At 59.7% G+C, this 17,877-nt stretch carries 18 protein-coding genes; 11 read left to right on the top strand and 7 right to left on the bottom strand.

Translation table 11 applies throughout. From position 1 onward, the window contains the following. Nucleotides 1–3: 3 nt before the first annotated feature. Nucleotides 4–1,161: an efflux RND transporter periplasmic adaptor subunit gene (locus tag KGB21_RS17380; RefSeq protein WP_223505975.1), complete on the bottom strand. Its 1,158-nt coding sequence runs from the start codon at nt 1,159–1,161 to the stop codon at nt 4–6. 276 nt (nt 1,162–1,437) lie between these two features. Here KGB21_RS17380 and KGB21_RS17375 point away from each other — a divergent pair, with 276 nt between their 5' ends. The 3 genes from KGB21_RS17375 to KGB21_RS17365 all read left to right on the top strand — a co-directional run bounded on the left by KGB21_RS17375 (nt 1,438) and on the right by KGB21_RS17365 (nt 3,813). Then, a complete protein-coding gene (locus KGB21_RS17375; RefSeq protein ID WP_034151186.1) occupies nt 1,438–2,139 on the top strand; it encodes a response regulator transcription factor in 702 nt (233 codons plus the stop codon). Nucleotides 2,140–2,143: 4 nt separating this feature from the next. After that, nucleotides 2,144–3,442, top strand: coding sequence for an ATP-binding protein (locus tag KGB21_RS17370; protein ID WP_034151187.1), 1,299 nt, complete (start codon nt 2,144–2,146; stop codon nt 3,440–3,442). 110 nt (nt 3,443–3,552) lie between these two features. Further along, nucleotides 3,553–3,813 carry a hypothetical protein gene (locus tag KGB21_RS17365; protein ID WP_223505974.1) on the top strand — a complete coding sequence of 87 codons (261 nt, stop codon included), beginning with the start codon at nt 3,553–3,555 and terminating at the stop codon, nt 3,811–3,813. A 1,461-nt stretch (nt 3,814–5,274) separates the two neighbouring features. Here KGB21_RS17365 and KGB21_RS17360 read toward each other — a convergent pair. The 3 genes from KGB21_RS17360 to KGB21_RS17350 all read right to left on the bottom strand — a co-directional run bounded on the left by KGB21_RS17360 (nt 5,275) and on the right by KGB21_RS17350 (nt 7,115). Then, nucleotides 5,275–6,036: an anti-sigma factor family protein gene (locus KGB21_RS17360; protein ID WP_223505973.1), complete on the bottom strand. Its 762-nt coding sequence runs from the start codon at nt 6,034–6,036 to the stop codon at nt 5,275–5,277. After that, on the bottom strand, nt 6,033–6,518 hold the full coding sequence (locus KGB21_RS17355) for a sigma-70 family RNA polymerase sigma factor (RefSeq protein WP_223506066.1): 486 nt from the start codon (nt 6,516–6,518) through the stop codon (nt 6,033–6,035). Before KGB21_RS17355 ends, KGB21_RS17360 begins: the two co-directional genes overlap by 4 nt. A 66-nt stretch (nt 6,519–6,584) precedes the next feature. Continuing rightward, the gene (locus KGB21_RS17350; RefSeq protein WP_223505972.1) at nt 6,585–7,115 is read right to left on the bottom strand and encodes a tetratricopeptide repeat protein; all 531 of its coding nucleotides are present in this window, start codon (nt 7,113–7,115) and stop codon (nt 6,585–6,587) included. Between the two features lie 215 nt (nt 7,116–7,330). On the opposite strand from KGB21_RS17350, the gene KGB21_RS17345 reads away from it, so the two are divergent. The 6 genes from KGB21_RS17345 to KGB21_RS17325 all read left to right on the top strand — a co-directional run bounded on the left by KGB21_RS17345 (nt 7,331) and on the right by KGB21_RS17325 (nt 10,082). Beyond that, nucleotides 7,331–7,669, top strand: coding sequence for a DUF5629 family protein (locus tag KGB21_RS17345; RefSeq protein WP_223505971.1), 339 nt, complete (start codon nt 7,331–7,333; stop codon nt 7,667–7,669). Further along, a complete protein-coding gene (locus KGB21_RS17340) occupies nt 7,662–8,831 on the top strand; it encodes a lactonase family protein (RefSeq protein ID WP_223505970.1) in 1,170 nt (389 codons plus the stop codon). Before KGB21_RS17345 ends, KGB21_RS17340 begins: the two co-directional genes overlap by 8 nt. 156 nt (nt 8,832–8,987) lie before the next feature. Beyond that, entirely contained in the window at nt 8,988–9,167 is a 180-nt protein-coding gene (locus tag KGB21_RS17335) for a hypothetical protein (RefSeq protein WP_034146694.1), read from the top strand. Nucleotides 9,168–9,374: 207 nt separating this feature from the next. Continuing rightward, nucleotides 9,375–9,500, top strand: coding sequence for a hypothetical protein (locus tag KGB21_RS29395; protein ID WP_263386248.1), 126 nt, complete (start codon nt 9,375–9,377; stop codon nt 9,498–9,500). A gap of 115 nt (nt 9,501–9,615) precedes the next feature. Next, the gene (locus KGB21_RS17330; RefSeq protein WP_034146693.1) at nt 9,616–9,828 is read left to right on the top strand and encodes a hypothetical protein; all 213 of its coding nucleotides are present in this window, start codon (nt 9,616–9,618) and stop codon (nt 9,826–9,828) included. After that, nucleotides 9,825–10,082, top strand: a complete 258-nt coding sequence (locus KGB21_RS17325) for a hypothetical protein (RefSeq protein ID WP_223505968.1) — start codon at nt 9,825–9,827, stop codon at nt 10,080–10,082. The genes KGB21_RS17330 and KGB21_RS17325 overlap by 4 nt, the downstream gene beginning before the upstream one ends. Before the next feature lie 115 nt (nt 10,083–10,197). On the opposite strand, the gene KGB21_RS17320 is transcribed toward KGB21_RS17325, so the two are convergent. The 3 genes from KGB21_RS17320 to KGB21_RS17310 are packed head-to-tail and all read right to left on the bottom strand — an operon-like array spanning nt 10,198 to nt 15,673. Further along, nucleotides 10,198–10,794, bottom strand: a complete 597-nt coding sequence (locus KGB21_RS17320) for a glutathione S-transferase (protein ID WP_223505966.1) — start codon at nt 10,792–10,794, stop codon at nt 10,198–10,200. After that, nucleotides 10,791–14,432 carry an AAA family ATPase gene (locus KGB21_RS17315; protein WP_223505964.1) on the bottom strand — a complete coding sequence of 1,214 codons (3,642 nt, stop codon included), beginning with the start codon at nt 14,430–14,432 and terminating at the stop codon, nt 10,791–10,793. The genes KGB21_RS17320 and KGB21_RS17315 overlap by 4 nt, the downstream gene beginning before the upstream one ends. Continuing rightward, a complete protein-coding gene (locus tag KGB21_RS17310) occupies nt 14,429–15,673 on the bottom strand; it encodes an exonuclease SbcCD subunit D C-terminal domain-containing protein (protein WP_223505962.1) in 1,245 nt (414 codons plus the stop codon). The genes KGB21_RS17315 and KGB21_RS17310 overlap by 4 nt, the downstream gene beginning before the upstream one ends. A gap of 352 nt (nt 15,674–16,025) precedes the next feature. Here KGB21_RS17310 and KGB21_RS17305 point away from each other — a divergent pair, with 352 nt between their 5' ends. Then, nucleotides 16,026–17,072, top strand: a complete 1,047-nt coding sequence (locus KGB21_RS17305; RefSeq protein ID WP_223505960.1) for a lytic polysaccharide monooxygenase — start codon at nt 16,026–16,028, stop codon at nt 17,070–17,072. After that, entirely contained in the window at nt 17,041–17,382 is a 342-nt protein-coding gene (locus KGB21_RS17300; protein ID WP_223505958.1) for a carbohydrate-binding protein, read from the top strand. Before KGB21_RS17305 ends, KGB21_RS17300 begins: the two co-directional genes overlap by 32 nt. Nucleotides 17,383–17,877 lie beyond the last annotated feature (495 nt).

The following is a 17,877-nucleotide window of genomic DNA, read 5'->3' as shown; positions in this document are numbered from 1 at the left end:
TGCTTACTGACCAGAAACCTGGGCGAGTGGAAGAGGGGTGTCGTCGATCTGCACTTTCTCGCCGGGACGGGCGTGTTGCAGGCCTTCGATGACGATGCGGTCGCCGGGCTTGAGGCCGCCGGTGACGACCCAGCGATCGTTTTGCACCGGGCCTAGTTCGACCGGTTGCTGGCCGACGCGCTGTTGGTCATCGAGCAATAACACTTGGGCGATGCCGGCGCTGTCACGCTGGATAGCCCGTTGCGGCACGCTGATGCCTTGCTGATTGACCGCTTGCTCCAGGCGCACGCGGACGAAACTGCCGGGCAGCAGGTCGAGGTTCGGGTTGGGGAATTCACTGCGCAGAATGATCTGGCCGGTGCCCGGATCGACGGTGATGTCGGTGAACAGCAACTTGCCCGGCAACGGATAGAGGCTGCCGTCATCCTGAATCAACGTGACGTTGGCCTGGCCTTGACCGACTTCTTTTAGCTGACCGGAACGGAACGCCCGGCGCAGGTCGTTGAGTTCGCGGGTCGATTGGGTCAGGTCGGCGTGGATGGGATTGAGTTGCTGAATCAATGCCAGCGGCGTGGTTTCGTTCTGCCCGACCAGCGCGCCTTCGGTGACCAATGCGCGCCCGATGCGCCCGGAAATCGGCGCGGTGACGGTGGCGTAGCCCAGGTTCAGTTTCGCCCGGTCGACAGCGGCTTTGTTGGCGGCGACATCGGCGGTGGTGTGCCGTACGGCGACCCGGGCGTTGTCGTAGTCCTGGCCGCTGATGGCGTTGCCTTCGATCAATTGGGCGTAACGCTGTTCCAGCAGCTTCGCCTGAAACGCATTGGCCTCGGACTTGCGCAGTGCGGCTTCGGCGCTGTCCAGGTCAGCCTTGAACGGTGCCGGGTCGATGCGGAATAGAACATCACCTTTTTTCACGTCGCTGCCTTCGCGGAAGGTCCGTTGCAACACCACGCCTGCAACCCGTGCACGCACTTCGGCGATGCGCGGCGCGGCGATCCGCCCGCTCAGTTCGCTGCTGATGGCCAGCGGTCGGGCTTCGATGGTTTCGATGCGCACGGTGGCCAGAGGCGCCTGTTCTTCGGCGGTGGGAGCCTTGTCGCACGCGCTCAGCGTCAACGCCAGTGCGATCAGGCTGAGCCTGGCAAGCAGATTTTTTGACATGAATGACCCCGATAATGACTCCCAGCATCCTACTGGGCGTCGGCGAGGGTAGCGGTGAAGCTTTGTTGGTGCTGTGTGAAATTGTGTAAGGGTTTTACTCAGACTCGCGTGCGGGCGTATATCCTGACAACCGCTTCGCGCTTGATCGCTGGCAAGCCAGCTCCCACAGTGGTTGGTGGCGTTCACGCAATGTGTGTTCGCATCAGAACCCTGTGGGAGCTGGCTTGCCAGCGATAGCGATCAACTGGTCACCACTGCATTTGCTGGAAACACCCCATGCCCAACATCCTCCTGGTCGAAGACGACACCGCACTCGCCGAGCTGATCGCCAGTTATCTGGAACGCAACGGTTATTCCGTCAGCGTCATCAGTCGCGGTGATCAGGTGCGCGACAGGGCGCGGCTCAATCCGCCGGACCTGGTGATCCTCGACCTGATGCTGCCGGGGCTTGATGGCCTGCAGGTTTGCCGCTTGCTGCGCGCCGATTCGGCGACGCTGCCGATCCTGATGCTCACCGCCCGCGACGACAGCCACGATCAGGTACTGGGCCTGGAAATGGGCGCCGACGACTACGTCACCAAGCCTTGCGAGCCGCGTGTGCTGCTCGCTCGGGTGCGCACTTTGCTGCGGCGCAGCAGCCTCGGCGAACCGCAGACCGCCAATGATCGTATCCTGATGGGTAACCTGTGCATCGACCTGTCCGAACGCACAGTGACCTGGCGCGGTCATCCAGTGGAACTCTCCAGCGGCGAATACAATTTGCTGGTGGTGCTGGCCCGACATGCCGGCGAAGTACTCAGCCGCGACCAGATTCTGCAACGCCTGCGCGGCATCGAATTCAACGGCACCGACCGCTCGGTGGACGTGGCGATCTCCAAGCTGCGACGCAAGTTCGACGACAACGCGGGCGAGGCGCGCAAGATCAAGACCGTGTGGGGCAAGGGTTACCTGTTCAGCCGTTCCGAGTGGGAATGCTGAAGCGATGTTCAGAATCCTCTTTCGCCTGTATGTGGTGACCATCGTTTCGTACAGCGCGGCGATCTATCTGGTGCCGGATCTGGTGGTCAAGGTCTTCCAGGAGCGCTTCGTCACCTACAACCTCGACTATTCCCGCGGCCTGCAAACCCTTATGGTCAAGCAGTTCAAGGCCGTTCCCACCGAGCAATGGCCGGCGCTGGCCGCGGAAATGGACAAGGATTTTCATCCGCTGCACATCGTCCTCAGCGGCAATGACGACGCCGACTTTTCTCTGGACGAGCAGCAACGTTTGCAACGTGGCGAGAACATCGTACGCATCGGTGACTGGGGCTGGCGCACCCTGGCAGTGGCGCCGTTGAATGAGCATACGGTGGTGCAAATGGTGGTGCCGCCGGACCCGATGGACGTCAACCTGTTGTACTGGAGCATCAACGTGCTGATCGGCGCGACCATGCTCGCGTGCCTGTTGCTGTGGCTACGTCCGCACTGGCGCGACCTGGAGCGCCTGAAGCGTGCGGCTGAACGCTTCGGCAAGGGCAACCTGAGCGAGCGCACGCAAATCGCCGCCAGCTCCAACATCGGCAGCCTGGCCAACGTTTTCGACACCATGGCCGGCGACATCGAGAACCTGCTGAACCAGCAGCGGGACCTGCTCAACGCGGTTTCCCATGAGCTGCGCACACCGCTGACGCGTCTGGATTTCGGCCTGGCCCTCGCGCTGTCCGACGACTTGCCGGCCACCAGCCGCGAGCGTCTGCAAGGGCTGGTCGACCACATCCGTGAACTCGATGAGCTGGTGCTGGAGTTGCTGTCTTACAGCCGCTTGCAAAACCCGGCGCGGGTGCCGGAACAGGTCGAGGTGTCGCTGGATGAATTCATCGACAGCATTTTGGGCAGCGTCGATGAAGAACAATCTCCGGACATCGTCATCGACGTGCTGCTCCACGGCCAACTCGAACGCTTCAGCCTCGACCCGCGCCTGACCGCCCGCGCCCTGCAAAACCTGTTGCGCAATGCCATGCGCTACTGCGAAAAGCGCATTCAGATTGGCGTGCGGGTGTGCCCGAAAGGTTGCGAGATTTGGGTTGATGATGACGGGATCGGTATTCCGGAGGATGAGCGTGAACGGATTTTTGAACCGTTCTATCGGCTCGATCGTAGCCGTGATCGCGCAACCGGTGGGTTTGGCTTGGGATTGGCGATCAGTCGCCGAGCCCTGGAAGCGCAGGGCGGTACCTTGACGGTCGAAGCGTCGCCGTTGGGCGGCGCGCGGTTTCGGTTGTGGTTGCCAACGCCGGTTTGACACCTCGCGCACCTGTCAAACCTGACAGTAGCCACCCTTGCCAATCCGGCGTTTCATTGACCCCACGCAGTCAGGTTGTCGCGCCATGCACTGAAGACTGGAGGCGAATGATGGGAGCACCGACAATAAAAAGAACGGGCAACGGCACGATCAACGCGATCAGGAAAGTCTGGGTCGACGCAACGTCGACCCAGTTCGCGATGGTTCTGCCGGATGACGGTTGTGCCAGGCTGGCCATCCGCATCGGGCCTAATCTCACCGCGGACGGCCGTGACTGGTTTCGGGTCGGCGACAAGGTGAAATACACCGTGCTGATGGGGCCGGCGGGAGAGTTGCCAAAGGCGCAGGAACTTGTGAAGTTCGGGGGATAGCCGATCACCGATGTGGCGAGCGAGCTTGCTCGCGCTGGGTCGCGAAGCGGCCCTTGGCATTCTTTCAATCACATCGAGTTCACAGGATTTGCGACTGCTGCGCAGCCGAGCGGGAGCAAGCTCCCTCGCCACAGGTGGCGGGTTAACCACAGCAGATCTGGCCGACTGTTCCGTGGCGAGCGAGCTTGCTCGCGCTGGGTCGCGAAGCGGCCCTTGGCATTCTTTCAATCACATCGAGTTCACAGGATTTACGACTGCTGCGCAGCCGAGCGGGAGCAAGCTCCCTCGCCACAGGTGGCGGGTTAACCACAGCAGATCTGGCCGACTGTTCCGTGGCGAGCGAGCTTGCTCGCGCTGGGTCGCGAAGCGGCCCCCGGTGTTTTTACAATCGCATCCGGTTTGCAGGATTTACGACTGCTGCGCAGCCGAGCGGGAGCAAGCTCCCTCGCCACAGGTGGCGGGTTAACCACAGCAGATCTGGCCGACTGTTCCGTGGCGAGCGAGCTTGCTCGCGCTGGGTCGCGAAGCGGCCCCCGGTGTTTTTACAATCGCATCCGGTTTGCAGGATTTACGACTGCTGCGCAGCCGAGCGGGAGCAAGCTCCCTCGCCACAGGTGGCGGGTTAACCACAGCAGATCTGGCCGACTGTTCCGTGGCGAGCGAGCTTGCTCGCGCTGGGTCGCGAAGCGGGCCCCAGCGTTTTTACAATCACATCCGGTTTGCAGGATTTACGACTGCTGCGCAGCCGAGCGTGAGCAAGCTCCCTCGCCACAGGTGGCGGGTTAACCACAGCAGATCTGGCCGACTGTTCCGTGGCGAGCGAGTTTGCTCGCGAAGCGGCCTCGGCGTCCTTCCAATCACATCCGGTTCATAGGTTTTACGACTGCTGCGCAGCCGAGCGGGAGCAAGCTCCCTCGCCACAGGTGGCGGGTTAACCACAGCCGAGCGAGAGCAAGCTCCCTCGCCACAGGTGGCGGGTTAACCACGGCAGATCTGGCCGACTGTTCCGTGGCGAGCGAGCTTGCTCGCGCTGGGTCGCGAAGCGGCCCTTGGCATTCTTTCAATCACATCGAGTTCACAGGATTTACGACTGCTGCGCAGCCGAGCGGGAGCAAGCTCCCTCGCCACAGGTGGCGGGTTAACCACGGCAGATCTGGCCGACTGTTCCGTGGCGAGCGAGCTTGCTCGCGCTGGGTCGCGAAGCGGCCCCCGGTGTTTTTACAATCACATCCGGTTTGCAGGATTTGCGACTGCTGCGCAGCCGAGCGGGAGCAAGCTCCCTCGCCACAGGTGGCGGGTTAACCACAGCAGATCTGGCCGACTGTTCCGTGGCGAGCGAGCTTGCTCGCGCTGGGTCGCGAAGCGGGCCCCGGCGTTTTTACAATCACATCCGGTTTGCAGGATTTACGACTGCTGCGCAGCCGAGCGGGAGCAAGCTCCCTCGCCACAGGGGTCGATTGATCATGCACTCAGGCGGCCGCGCAATGTCTTGGCCATGGCCTCCAGTTCTGTCACCGGGTTGTGCCCGATCAGCATCCACGCATGCTGCATGTCCGCCCAATGGACAATGTTCATCCCGTGCCGACGTTCCCGGGCAAAATGCCGACTGCCCGTGTCGGACAGCGTCACACACAACGCCATAGGCCCGTGGACCGGGTCCAGATAAGTGATCTGGGCAATCGGCACGCCGTCGTATTCGAGGATTTGCGCGCGTTTGAATTCTGCCCGTGGCAGGGTCAGTTGCGCCGGTTTCAGGTTCAAGCCCAGGAGCGTATCGATGGTGCGCAGTTGCGACTGTTGCGCGGTTTCATCGTTGGGCAAGTGATCCAGGGTTTGCGGCACGTAGAGCACCATGTAATCAGCGACCAGTCCGCGCCAGTTGCTGTCTTCCTGGCTGGCTTGCCAGCCGAGGAAAAGACGGTCCGCGAGGACGCCACTGACCACCAATCCGGCGGCGACCGCGAGGAATCTGCGTCGACTGAGCTGCGGACGGGCGGGCGAGGGCAGGGTGTCGAGCATGGCTTGCAGGCGATCGACCGGTGCCTGCCGACTCAAATCCTTGTAGGCATCCTTGAACGGCAAGCTGCTGCGGTTCAGCCATTGCAGGCGCAGACCGAGCATCGGGTCCTCGGCAATGGCGGCGTCGATGCGCTGGCGCTGTTCGGTATCGAGCTGGTTATCGAGGTAGGCCACCAGTTGCTCATCCGAGAGTTTCGCGTTCATCGACGTTCTCCGGTGAAAGGGTTGGGCACGGCTTGCAACGGCGGGTATTCGGCCAGTTTGACCCGGGCCGCTGCCAAGCGACTCATGACGGTGCCAATGGGCACTTGCAACACGTCGGCCACTTCGCGGTAGGACAGGCCTTCGACATAAGCCAGAAACACCGTTTCACGCTGGGCTTCGGGCAACGCGTCGACGCGGCGAATGACCTGCGCCGCGAGGACATGGGTTTGCGCTACCTGTTCACCGTCGAACGACAAGACTTCCTCTCCATCGATGCTGCCCTGGCCGTGGCGCACCCGTCGTGCGCGCACTTCGTTGATCCAGATCGAATGCAGAATGCTCATCAGCCAGCGATCCATGCGGGTGCCCGCCACAAACTGCCCGGCACGTTCCAGCGCCCGTACGCAGGTCGCCTGCACCAGGTCTTCGGCGACATGCCGTTGTCGAGACAACAGCAGGCCGTAGCGCCATAAACACGCCAGGTGCTGACTCAGTTCTGTGCGTATTGCCTGATCGCTGGCGATAGGGACCTCCGTCCGCTCGGGGTGTCAGGTTTTCGATGAGTCGTTGATGGCTTCGGCGAGGTCTTGATACTCCTCGCACGTGTTGCCGCAAATGGATTCGATGCGCTGCAACTGTTCCTTGGCCAGGTCCAGCCGACCCTTGATGACGTAGGCTTCACCCAGGTATTCGCGGACTTTGGCGTACTGCGGATCGAGTTTGACCGATTCCAGGTAATAACCGATGCCTTCATCGGTGCGCCCCAGTTTACGCGTGGCGTAGCCGCGATAGTTCAGGGCTTCGGCGGTGTTGGGTTGCTGGAGTGTATCAAGCAGGGCCAGGGCTTCCTCGTACCGCCCGTCCTTGGCCAATTGATAGGCGTAATCGGTCCGGTCGGCGTCCGGTACCCGTTTGCTGGTCTGCAAGACGCATTTGCGCGCCTTGCTGTCGAAAACCTGACCTTTGGGGCACTGGGGTTTGGCGGGTGTGTCTTCCTCCCCATTGGCCAGGGCCAACGTGCTGGACAACGCGACGAAAAGCGCCAGTGGCGCGGCGAAAATTGAAAATCGGCAATTCATGGAAAAGGCTCCACAGGTCATCGGGCTTGGGACGTCGAACGGGTCGCAAAAGATCTTTTTGGTGCCCAGCGAACATGAACACCACAGCGTGGACAATTATTCATTTGTTTCGGCTGTTCTTTATAAGAAGCTCATTTCGAGGGTTTACGCTTGTGGAGCCAGCGTGAGGCTTGCTGCAAACCCGCTGTTGCGGGAGGTAAACGATCAATGGGGGCATGAGCTATCATTGCGTCTTTCCCATTCAAAGATTTACGGCCATGACTGCTGAAACAGACACTCTGCTTAACGTCCTCGAACACTGTGGAATGGTGGAAATCGATGGCCTGCACGCTTTCGAGTTCTCACTTGATGAGTTCGATAATCTGCACATCGAATGCATGGACGGCCGGGCGGCCAAGCACTGGGAGTTCACCCCGGCGCAGGTTCAGGCCGCAACCTTCGACAGTGCGTTGCAAAGCTGGTTGATCACCGGTGAGTCCGGCGAACACCGCTTGGTCTGCCTCGGCGACGTCATCAGCGGTGACAACGACGACGATGACCAACACGATGCGTAACCTCTGGCCACTGTTGATCGCTGGCAGCATCGGCGCAATGGGCGTTCAGTCCGCATCCGCCGACGACTATCAATTGCTCGTGGGTTCTTACACCGCCGGTCAAAGCCAGGGCATCTATCGCCTGAACTTCGACAGCACCACCGGCCAGATCAACGGCAAACCCTTGCAAGTGATCAACAGCGAAAACCCGTCCTGGCTGACCCTGTCCATGGATCAGCGCCGGTTGTTCGTGGTCAATGAAAACGGTCCGGGCCAGGCCGATCCAGTAGGGCGCGTGAGCAGTTATGCGATCGATCCCAAGACCCATGAGCTGAGTCTGATCAATCAGGTCCAGAGCCTAGGCAACGAGCCGACCCATTCCAGCCTCAGTACCGATGCCAGCCATTTGTTTGTCAGCAATTATTCGGTGGCTGAAGATCCGGGTGGCACCCTGGCGGTGTTGCCGGTGGGCGCGGATGGCACGCTCAAACCGGTGGTGCAGATGAGCAGCCACCCGGCCAGCAGGGTCAACCCCGAGCGGCAGATGTCGGCGCATGTGCATTCGACGATCCCTTCGCCGGACGGCAAATACGTGTTCTCCAATGATTTGGGGGCAGACAAGATTTTTGTCTACCGCTTCGATCCCAAGGCCAATCCCGATCTGCCATTGACCCCGGCCACACCGGCATTCGTGCAGTTACCACCGGGCAGCGGACCACGTCATTTGCTGTTCAGTGCCGATGGCAAGCATGCCTGGCTGACCATGGAAATGAGCGCGCAAGTGGCGGTATTCGATTACCGCGACGGCACGCTTGAGCAAACGCAGATGGTCGATCTGGCGGCTGGTCAGCCGGTTTCCGACAAGGCGGCGGCCGCGCTGCACGCATCAACCGATGGCAAGTTCCTCTACGTCAGCAACCGTGGCACCGCCAATCAGTTGCTGACATTTGCTATCGATCCGGCGACCGGCCATCTCAAGGAATTGCAACGACGCGCGGTAGAAGGCGACCATCCACGGGAATTCAGCCTCGATCCGAGTGGCAAGTTTCTGTTGATCGCCAACCAGAAGAGCAACCAGATTGTCGTCGTCGAACGCGATGCCAAGACCGGTTTGCTGGGTAAAACCGTACAGAAACTGCCCATGGACGCGCCGAGCGACCTCAAGTTTCTCCTGCGACAATAGACCGCAGGCCCCGGTTCTTGGGGCCTGTAGCTTTCTATCAATGAGGCTGATATGTGGTAATGCTACAAAGCATTTCAAGGCCTCGTTCCTCGAGGGTTAAGTTTGCTTCACGGCCCCACCGGGCAAGCAAGCCAACTGACTCCGAGGAATACCCACATGAACTTCAATCTCTTCTCCGTAATTGCCGCGTCCGCCATCTCTGCCACCGTTGCCCTGCCTGCCAGTGCCAGCGTTGAAATCAGCGACAAAAAATCCCACACCCAGAGCTACACCCAGAAATACCTGCAACAGAGCGCCAACTTCTACGCCGCGCTGGACCACAAAACCCAGCACTGAAAGTTTATCCCTGCACCTTTTATGCAGGAGCGAAGTCACTTGCCGATCAACCGTTAACGGTGGATAAGCACTAAAGTGATGTCGCTCCTGCATAACGCATTTACGACAGCATCATATTGCCATCAATCCATTGCTTGATATCACATTGCCTCGCGTTTAAATTTGACGCGGATTTATTGACTCCTTCACTAGAAAAGGATCGACAATATGGCAATGCGTCTGGCTGTGGTACTTCTGTTTCTCTATTCCACCCCGATTTTGTCCGCAGCGGAGCCCATTTCCGGTGAGCCTGAGGCTACCCGTGAGCGCTTGATGAGTTTTATCGAAGACTGAGATAGCGCGGCTTAATGATCAACGCCGCTGATAATCGCTATAGACAAGCGTTGTTGGTGACTGATGCTTTTTTGAACGATCCTGTGGACTCTGAAACATGTCCACGGAGTTCATCATGGCCCGCGCAATCATCACTTCTGCCAAACACGGCGCCTATGTGGCTATTGGTCTTTACCTGGTCATGGTGCTGGTTATCAGCCTCTCGCCGCAGTCGCGGCAATCTGTCGAAGCGCCTATTCAAGTCGCACATCCTGGCATCCAGTTTGAACACCGCGCGCAAAACGCGATGGTTGATCAGGCTGAACTCGCAGGAGTCGGCGGAGCATGAACAGATGCAAGCTTTTGATCATCGCCTTCCTGGCCTTCATCACCAATGGATTTTCGTTGCTGGGGATCGGGCAAGGTTCGATAGGTGGGGTGGCACGGGCGATGGAGGCCAACCACAACATCGCGCGCAGCATTGAGACCGCCAAGGCCATGGGGATGCTGGCCGGTAATCCGCCGCTCAAGCCTGAGGAAGGTTTTTTTGGCCCGTTCCAGGTCGATTGCTCGGCCTTGGGCATGTGCGAAGTCCTGGCGTAAGCACTAACCATTGTGGCGAGGGAGCTTGCTCCCGCTGGGCCGCGAAGCGGCCCTAAAAAATCTACGACTGCTGCGCAGCCGAGCGGGAGCAAGCTCCCTCGCCACGAAAGCCGTGTTATTTCTTCATGATTGATGTGAACAATTCAGACTCCAGAAACCTTTGCAACCAGGCCTGCAACCGCCGATAGGGCGTCTGCGCAAACCACTCGCGATCAACATGGGCGAATTGCCGTACGAACGGCATCAATGCCACATCCGCCAGACTCGGGTGTTGCGCCAGTAAGTAATCGCGACCCTCCAACAGTTCATCAAGCCGCCGCAAAAACACCTCGCCCTCGGCCCGGTAAAACGTCATCGGCTGCTCTGGATAGCGTTCGGCATATTTGTAGCGATTCAAATGCACCTTGAAGACCTGGTCGTTCTCGTCGATCAGGTCGGCAATGGCCTGCTGTGCCTGCGGATCATCCTTGAGCAACCAATCCTGAGGATCATGCCGGGCCAGTGCCCAGCGTATGATCGCCAGGCTTTCATCGATCACCTGACCGTCAACGCTCAGCACCGGCACCGTGCCCTTGCTCGACAGCGCAAGCATCTCGGCGGGCTTGGCCTTCAGACTGACTTCGACGATATCCACGGCGACACCCGAATAGCGCAGGGCCATGCGCGCCCGCATGGCGTACGGGCAGCGACGGAAGGAATACAGCGTGGTCATTTCACCTCCAGCGTGCTCAGGCCGTTGCCCTGACGGCGCACCTGGATCTGCACGGGAATTCGCTCATGCATTTCCTGCACGTGGGAAATCACCGCGACCTTGCGTCCCTGAGCCTGCAAGCCGTCGAGGGCGTCCATGGCCAGTTGCAGGGATTCCGGATCTAGGCTGCCGAAGCCTTCGTCGATGAACAGCGATTCGATTTTCAGCGTGCTCGACGCCATCGACGCCAGCCCCAAAGCCAGGGCCAGCGACACCAGGAACGTCTCGCCGCCGGACAACGAATGCACCGAGCGCAGTTCGTCGCCCATCTCGGTGTCCATCACCAGCAACCCCAACATGCTGCCGCCGCGTTTCAGGCGATAACGTCGCACCAGTTGCCGCAACTGCACGTTGGCGTGGTGCACCAGCAGGTCGAGGTTGTAGGCCTGGGCGATCTTGCGGAAAGTGTCGCCGGTGGCCGAACCGATCAACGCGTTCAAGCGCGCCCAGCGCTGGTACTCGGAGTAAGCGTCGGCGATTTGTTGCGCGAGGGCCTGATTGGCGTTCTGCCGGCGCTGGTCTTCAGCCTGCTCGGCGCGCAGTTCGGCGCATAGATGCTCGCTGACGTTGAACTGGTTCTGCAACTCGGCGAGGGCGCTGACAAGCTGTTCGTCGTCCAGATTGCCGTTATGTTGCGCCTGATGATCGAGCAAACGCTTGTCGCGCTCTTGTACCAGGACACTGGCCTGTTCAATGGCCTTTTCGCTGTGCTGCAAGCGTTGGCGCAGGTCGCTGACCTGGGGGTCGTCAATCCGTAGCAGGTCTTCAAGACCACCGTCATCCAACTCCGGATGGCGGGCGCGCCAGTCGGTGATTTTGTCGGCGAGCTCGCCGTTCTCGTTTTCCAATGCTTGCAAGCGTTCTTGCTGTGCCTTCAGCTCGGCGGCGATTCGTACGAGTTGTGTGAGTACGTTTTGCAGTTCCGTGGCCGTGGTGGTTTCGGCATTGCGCGCCTGTTCCACGGCCAGTTCCAGTTGCTGCTGCCATTGCTCGGCGTTGCTGTGGGAGCCGAGTAATTGTTCGAGTGCGTGTTGGCATGCCTGTTGTTGCTCGGCCAGGGCATTGAACTGCTGCTCGGCGGATTGCAGTTGCTGCACGCGGGTCTGCTGCCGATCCTGTTCCTTCTCCAGGTTTTGCTGACGCTGCTGCTGTTCGGTCAGCTCTTCCTTTTGTTGATCAAGTTGAGCCAGACGCTCGGCGATCTGTCGATCAAGCTGCATGAAGGTCGCGGCGGGCTCAACGCGAAGCGCTTCCAATGTGTCCGCCGGCAAAAGGCTGGCGAACGCGCAGAGTTCTTCGTCCAGGCGCTGACGATCGTTGCCCAGCTCGCGCTGTTGATTGTCCAGCTGCTGGGCCGCTTGCTGGTGCGCGGTTTCGGCGTGACGCAATTGTTGGGTCAGGCGCGCCGCATCCTGTTGCAGGGTGAGCAGGGCGGTTTGTCGTTGTTCATCCTGGCTGATGCTTTGGTTCAACTGACTGTTTTGCTGGCTGAGCCAGGCGCTGCGTTGTTCGGTGTCCTGATTCAGTAGCTGAGCGGCTGACGGATGTGCTGCAAGGCTCGGCGCAAGCGCTTGCTGCTGGGTCGCCAGGTGTTCCTGCTGTTGCAGCAGTTCCTTTTGCTGAGCGATCAGTCCGCCCACTTCCGCACGCAGTTCGGTGAGCTTTTCCTTGAGCTGATCGACCGCTTTTTGTGCCGTGGCCTGTTCGCCTTCATCGTGGCGGCCAAGGCTTTGCAACAGCGCTTCGGGCTGATGATAAGGATGCTCGTTGCTGCCACAGACCGGGCAAGGCTGGTCATCCTGTAGCTGCGCGCGCAGCTCTTCGACACTGGCGCTGCGGGCCAGACGCTGGCGCTCCAGCAGTTCGCGGGTGACGGTCAGGGTCTGCTCAGCCACGGCGAGTTCAGCCTTGGCTTTTACCCCTTCCTGCGTCAGGCGCTCACGTTCCAGTTGCGCGGCGATCTGGCGTTGCTGCAGCTCGGCGCCACGTTTGTCGAGGTCTTGCTGGCGGTCCCAGAGGCGTGTCAGGTCCTCGATGGCGCGCAGTTGCTTGCGGTTGTCCTGCAACAGGCTGCCGAGAATGCCAATCTGCTCGGCGACAGCATCCGGTTCGGCGCCGGCCTCTTTGAACAGCACTTCCAGTTGCTGTTTCTGCGCGGTGAACGCTTCAGCGCTTCGCGTGGCATTTTGCTCCAGGCCCGCCAGTTCGGCCTGACCTTTGTTCAGACGATTGCCGATCAACATCAGCTGTTGCAGACGATCACGGTAAGCATTCCAGGCATCGCTCAACGGCGCCAGATGAGCGCTTTGTGCAAGCTCCGCCGCCATGCGCTGCAAGTGTTCGGCAGCTCGGGTCTGTTGCTCGTGCAAGGTCTGGATCGCGCTCTGGCCCTGGGTGCAAGCCTGTTCGGCGTTGTGCCTGGCTTCAGCGCTGAGGGTGGCGTCTTTGGCCAGGCGGGCGAGGGTGCTTTGTTCCTCAAAGGCCTGACGCAACAACGGCGCGCATTCGGTTTGCTGTTGCTGCGTTTCGCTCAAGGCGAGCCGGGTTACGCTGAGCTGTTGCTCCAGTTGTGCCTGACGTTCGCTGAGTTCGCCATGCTGCCGGGTATGTTGGGCAATTCGCGCTGCCAGGGGCGTCAGTAGCGAATCGACCTCGGCCTTGCGGGCGAACTGGTGCCGTTGCGGGGCGAGTTGTTCGAGGCGGGTCAGTTTCAAGCGCTCGCCGGACAAGCTTTCCCAGGTTTGTTGGGCACCGTGCAGTTGTTCGGCGGCGGCCAGTTGCGCGTCATGCAAACGGCGCAGTTCTTTCAGCCAGGCGTCCTGAAGCTCAAGCTGCTTGAGTTGCGCCTGTTGTAACTTCTGTTGTTGTTGCGCGGCGTTGAAGCGTTCGTCGAGCTCGGCGCGGGCCTCGGGCGGCAGCGGTGTGACACCGCTGGCCTGATCCTGCAACAGCTTGTGGGCTTCGCGGGCTTCTTTGGTCTTGTCGAAGGCGCGGCGACCCAGTCGTGTGTAAAGCGCGGTATCAGTGAGTTTTTCCAGCAGTTCGCTACGGTCGTTGTCGTCCGCCTTGAGGAACGCGCTGAACTCGCTTTGCGCGAGCAGCACGGCGCGGGTGAACTGTTCGAAGTTCAGGCCCAGTGCGGTTTCGAGTTGAGCTTTGTATTCACCTTTCTGGCTCGCCAGCAGTTGATCCTGATCGATATCGCGCAGGCTCTGGCGACTGGCTTGCAGTTTGCCACCGGCCTTTTCCCGGGCGCGGTTGGCTTCCCAGCGTGCTCGATAGCGGCGGCCATCCACACCAACGAAATCCACTTCGGCATAGCCTTCACCGGTACCGCGCCGCAGCAAGGTGCGGGGGTCGCCGGTGCCGATTTCGCCATCGGCGTCCGGGACCTTGGCGTCGCGCCCGGTGTTATTCAGACGCGGCACGGCACCGAACAGCGCTAGGCACAGGGCGTCGAGCAAGGTGCTTTTGCCCGCGCCGGTCGGCCCGGTAATGGCGAACAACCCGGCGCTGGCCAAGGGTTCGGCGGTGAAGTCGATTTCAAACGGCCCGGCCAGGGACGCGAGGTTTTTCAGGCGGATCGCGAGGATTTTCATGGCTGTTCGCTCTCCATCTGTACGTCCTGCAAAAGCTCGGAAAAGTCCTTGAGGGTTTGCTCGTCGACCTCGCTGCCGTAGTTGTCCTGCCAGGCGCGGCTGAACAGTTCTTGGGGCGTGAGCTGGTCCAGTTCGACCAATGCAGCACCGTCATCGGCGCCTTCGCGGCTGCCGTTGCCCGCGTATTCGGCGGCGATGCGCACCAGACGCACGGCCTTGCCTTGCAGGGCAGTTTCCACTTGATGGCGCAAGTCGGGCTGCGGCTCGTCGAGGCGCACACGGACTTCCAGCCAGGGTTGGCGCTGGTAGTCGGCCAGCAGATCGATGTTCGGGAGGTCGGCCAGTTGCAACAAGATGTCCGCCAATGGCGCAGGGCCGATCCGTTGCAGATTAACTGCGCGGGGAATCAGTTTCGGTTCGACGCTGAGCAGGGTTTCGCCGTCGAGGGTGATGTCGAGAATCTGGTGCTGATAGCCGATCTCGGAGAACGACAACGGAATCGGCGAACCACTGTAGCGAATGCGTTCTTCGCCGTTGACCTTCTGTGGCTTGTGCAGATGGCCCAGGGCAACGTAGCTGATCGTTGGCCCGAACAGGCTGGCGGGCAGGGCTTCGGCGTTGCCGATGATCAGGCTGCGCTCGGAGTCTTCCGACACCGAACCGCCGGCCATGTGCGCATGGCTGATGGCAATCAGCGCCTGACCCGGTTGGCGTTTGGCATTGGCCGCTTCAATCAGCCATTCGTGAACCTGGCCGATGCCGCGCAGGTAGTTGTCGCCCAAATGTGCGCCGGTCACTTCGGCCGGGCGCAGGAACGGCAGCGCCAGGCACCACGCGGCAATTTCGCCTTGGGCGTCGGGCAGTGGCAGCAACAGGCGTTCGGCGTCCAGTTGCCCGTCATCCAGCCACAGCACGCGACCCAGCGCATGGGTGCGCAAACGGCGCATCAAGGGCGCGGGCAGTTCGATTCGCGAGCCGGAATCGTGGTTGCCGGCAATCATCACGATGGTCAGCAACGGCTGTTGTTCGTGGGCGCTGACGATGAAATCGTAGAGGCGTTCCTGGGCTTTGACCGGCGGGTTGACCGTGTCGAAGATGTCGCCGGCGATCAGCAGCACATCGGGCTGATCCAGTTTGAGCTGACGCAACAGCCAGTCGAGAAAGCAACCGTGCTCGAAATCGCGATCCTGGCCGTGCAGGTTCTGCCCGAGGTGCCAGTCGGAGGTGTGAAACAGACGCAAGGGCAACTCCGCTACATAAAAGGTGATGGCCGCGAGGAAAGATGACAGCGGCGAAAGGGCAGAGAGTTTACTGGCAAACGACTGTGGTTGCTGAACACCTTTGTCGGTCACCACGACGGCAAACAGTGAGAAAAACTTGCGACCGTCTGTCCCTTCCTGTCAGTTCTGTCAGTGGTCACTCTCGCAGACCGGGTATCTAATGAATGTGAGCATGGAGCCTTACAGTGCAAGCGACGGAATGTGCCGCTCAATCGAAAGGGCGAGGCAAGTCGAGCAGTGACTGATGTGGTTGGGGCGTCACATGTGATTTAGGGACTATCGAAGCTGCAACGATTTTTAATGGAGAATGATCATGTCACAACGTCGTCCGAACACTATCAGTCGAAGCAACAACCCGCGTCATGGCCATGTTTTTTCACCCTCTTCGCGGGCGCATTTTGAATGGCTGGCCGGGAGGCTCGACGAAGGAGCCTTGAATCAACGCGAGTCCGGTAAATTTTTTCCTCTGACTGCCGGCGGAATCAGAGATGCCTTTGCCAAAGATGACGATGCCAACGTCCCGCCGCCTCCAGATGGCAAAATTGCCAGTGCAAATCAACTGACCGGTGCTCGGCTGGATGCACCAGGGAGTCACTGGCAAAAGCATGATGTGCGTAGTGGCGAAATACTGGATTTTTCCTGGTTTTTCAGCGCGAAGCACGCCTCTCGGCGCTGGAACTATTTCTTGACGAAGGACGGTTGGAACCCTGACGAAGTGTTGTCGCGCGCGCAGTTTGAAGCTGAGCCGTTTTATACAGTGCAAATTAATCTGCAACCGCATTGGGCCCACGGCGAGCAGATGCTGCCCGCTTCACCCACCATCCATAGCGTCCCACTGCCTAAGCGTGACGGATACCATGTATGCCTGGCCGTATGGGAAGTTGCCAATACATCGATGGCTTTCTATCAGGTGATTGATCTGAATTTTGTGCCACCGGATGGGGGCGGCGAGCTTCCTGATACACCGACCGGGCTGGCCGCCGAAACAGTCACTGACAAACAGGTCGTGCTGAAATGGAATGCAGCATCCGGTCCGCATCCGATTAAGTCCTACCGTATTTGGCGAAATGGAGCCTTTTTTGTCGAGGTAGATTCGCCGAATCTTACGGTTACCGATAACAGCGTGGCGTTTGACACGCAGTACACCTTTGCCATCTGCGCAGTCGATGATCGGGGCAATGTCTCAGCAACGAGCCGTCCTATTCAAGTGCATACGTTGCCCGAAGGTGGAGTGGGACCTACTGCCCCGACTAACTTGCACAGCATGGACGAGACTGATCGAAGTATCAGGCTGATGTGGGGGGGGGGCCACAGGCACGGCGCCGATTGTGAATTTCCTGATCTATCGCGACGGTATTGAAATTGCATCTGTGAGTGCTAATCAGACCTCTTTCAACGATACGGGACTAATGGCAAATACCCGTTACAGCTACTTTGTGAAAGCACGCGACCTGGACGGTAAGTTGTCGTTACCGAGCAACGTGCTGAGCGTCAAGACTCAAGGAAGTGAATCGTATCCGGCATGGACGCTCAACACGCTCTATGCGACCGGGGTACTGGTGAGTAACATTGGCAAGCATTGGCGCTGCTTGCAGCTGCACACGTCGTACACGGTTGATTGGGAGCCAGGTAAGGAATCAAGTGTGACGCTTTGGGTTGAACATACTTGAGCAAGCGACTGGACTATTTATCTTGAGGATGAACATTCCAGCTTAGCAACAAATGAATGGCGGACCGTTTGGTCTGCCATTCGCTCTTCGATCTTACTTCGGATGAAGCGGCGGAAAGCTGCTATCACCCGTCGGGTCCTGAACTCGTTCTACAGTCGGCATCGTCCGATTCGCGCAATAGATACGATCACACCACTAACCTGTGGCGAGGGAGCTCGCTCCCGCTGGGCTGCGAAGCGGCCCCTCATTCGGATACCCGTTTTTCAAGGGCACCGGGTCACTTGTCTACGGCTGCTTCGCACCCGAGCGGGAGCAAGCTCCCTCGCCACAAATAGCGCTGCCCGGAATATCGCGGGTTAATTGGGGTTCAGCGGCGGCAAGCTATTGGCGTCTTCCGAATCGCCGATAGATACGATCACACCACTTAACCTGTGGCGAGGGAGCTCGCTCCCGCTGGGCTGCGAAGCGGCCCCTCATTCGGATACCCGTTTTTCA

Source organism: Pseudomonas sp. GL-RE-29, assembly GCF_019947275.1.
In the GTDB taxonomy this organism is placed as follows: domain Bacteria; phylum Pseudomonadota; class Gammaproteobacteria; order Pseudomonadales; family Pseudomonadaceae; genus Aquipseudomonas; species Aquipseudomonas fluorescens_A.
The sequence above is the reverse complement of the archived record's forward strand: the minus strand, read 5'-3'. Positions and strand labels throughout refer to the sequence as shown.

What these genes read in the sequence shown, in the direction of transcription:
- KGB21_RS17305 (WP_223505960.1), top strand. Translation starts at nt 16,026, where the DNA reads ATGTCACAACGTCGTCCGAACACTATCAGTCGAAGCAACAACCCGCGT.
- KGB21_RS17375 (WP_034151186.1), top strand. Translation starts at nt 1,438, where the DNA reads ATGCCCAACATCCTCCTGGTCGAAGACGACACCGCACTCGCCGAGCTG.
- KGB21_RS17350 (WP_223505972.1), bottom strand. Translation starts at nt 7,115, where the DNA reads ATGAATTGCCGATTTTCAATTTTCGCCGCGCCACTGGCGCTTTTCGTC.
- KGB21_RS17370 (WP_034151187.1), top strand. Translation starts at nt 2,144, where the DNA reads ATGTTCAGAATCCTCTTTCGCCTGTATGTGGTGACCATCGTTTCGTAC.
- KGB21_RS17315 (WP_223505964.1), bottom strand. Translation starts at nt 14,432, where the DNA reads ATGAAAATCCTCGCGATCCGCCTGAAAAACCTCGCGTCCCTGGCCGGG.
- KGB21_RS17320 (WP_223505966.1), bottom strand. Translation starts at nt 10,794, where the DNA reads ATGACCACGCTGTATTCCTTCCGTCGCTGCCCGTACGCCATGCGGGCG.
- KGB21_RS17360 (WP_223505973.1), bottom strand. Translation starts at nt 6,036, where the DNA reads ATGAACGCGAAACTCTCGGATGAGCAACTGGTGGCCTACCTCGATAAC.
- KGB21_RS17340 (WP_223505970.1), top strand. Translation starts at nt 7,662, where the DNA reads ATGCGTAACCTCTGGCCACTGTTGATCGCTGGCAGCATCGGCGCAATG.
- KGB21_RS29395 (WP_263386248.1), top strand. Translation starts at nt 9,375, where the DNA reads ATGGCAATGCGTCTGGCTGTGGTACTTCTGTTTCTCTATTCCACCCCG.
- KGB21_RS17380 (WP_223505975.1), bottom strand. Translation starts at nt 1,161, where the DNA reads ATGTCAAAAAATCTGCTTGCCAGGCTCAGCCTGATCGCACTGGCGTTG.
- KGB21_RS17335 (WP_034146694.1), top strand. Translation starts at nt 8,988, where the DNA reads ATGAACTTCAATCTCTTCTCCGTAATTGCCGCGTCCGCCATCTCTGCC.
- KGB21_RS17365 (WP_223505974.1), top strand. Translation starts at nt 3,553, where the DNA reads ATGGGAGCACCGACAATAAAAAGAACGGGCAACGGCACGATCAACGCG.
- KGB21_RS17325 (WP_223505968.1), top strand. Translation starts at nt 9,825, where the DNA reads ATGAACAGATGCAAGCTTTTGATCATCGCCTTCCTGGCCTTCATCACC.
- KGB21_RS17330 (WP_034146693.1), top strand. Translation starts at nt 9,616, where the DNA reads ATGGCCCGCGCAATCATCACTTCTGCCAAACACGGCGCCTATGTGGCT.
- KGB21_RS17345 (WP_223505971.1), top strand. Translation starts at nt 7,331, where the DNA reads ATGAGCTATCATTGCGTCTTTCCCATTCAAAGATTTACGGCCATGACT.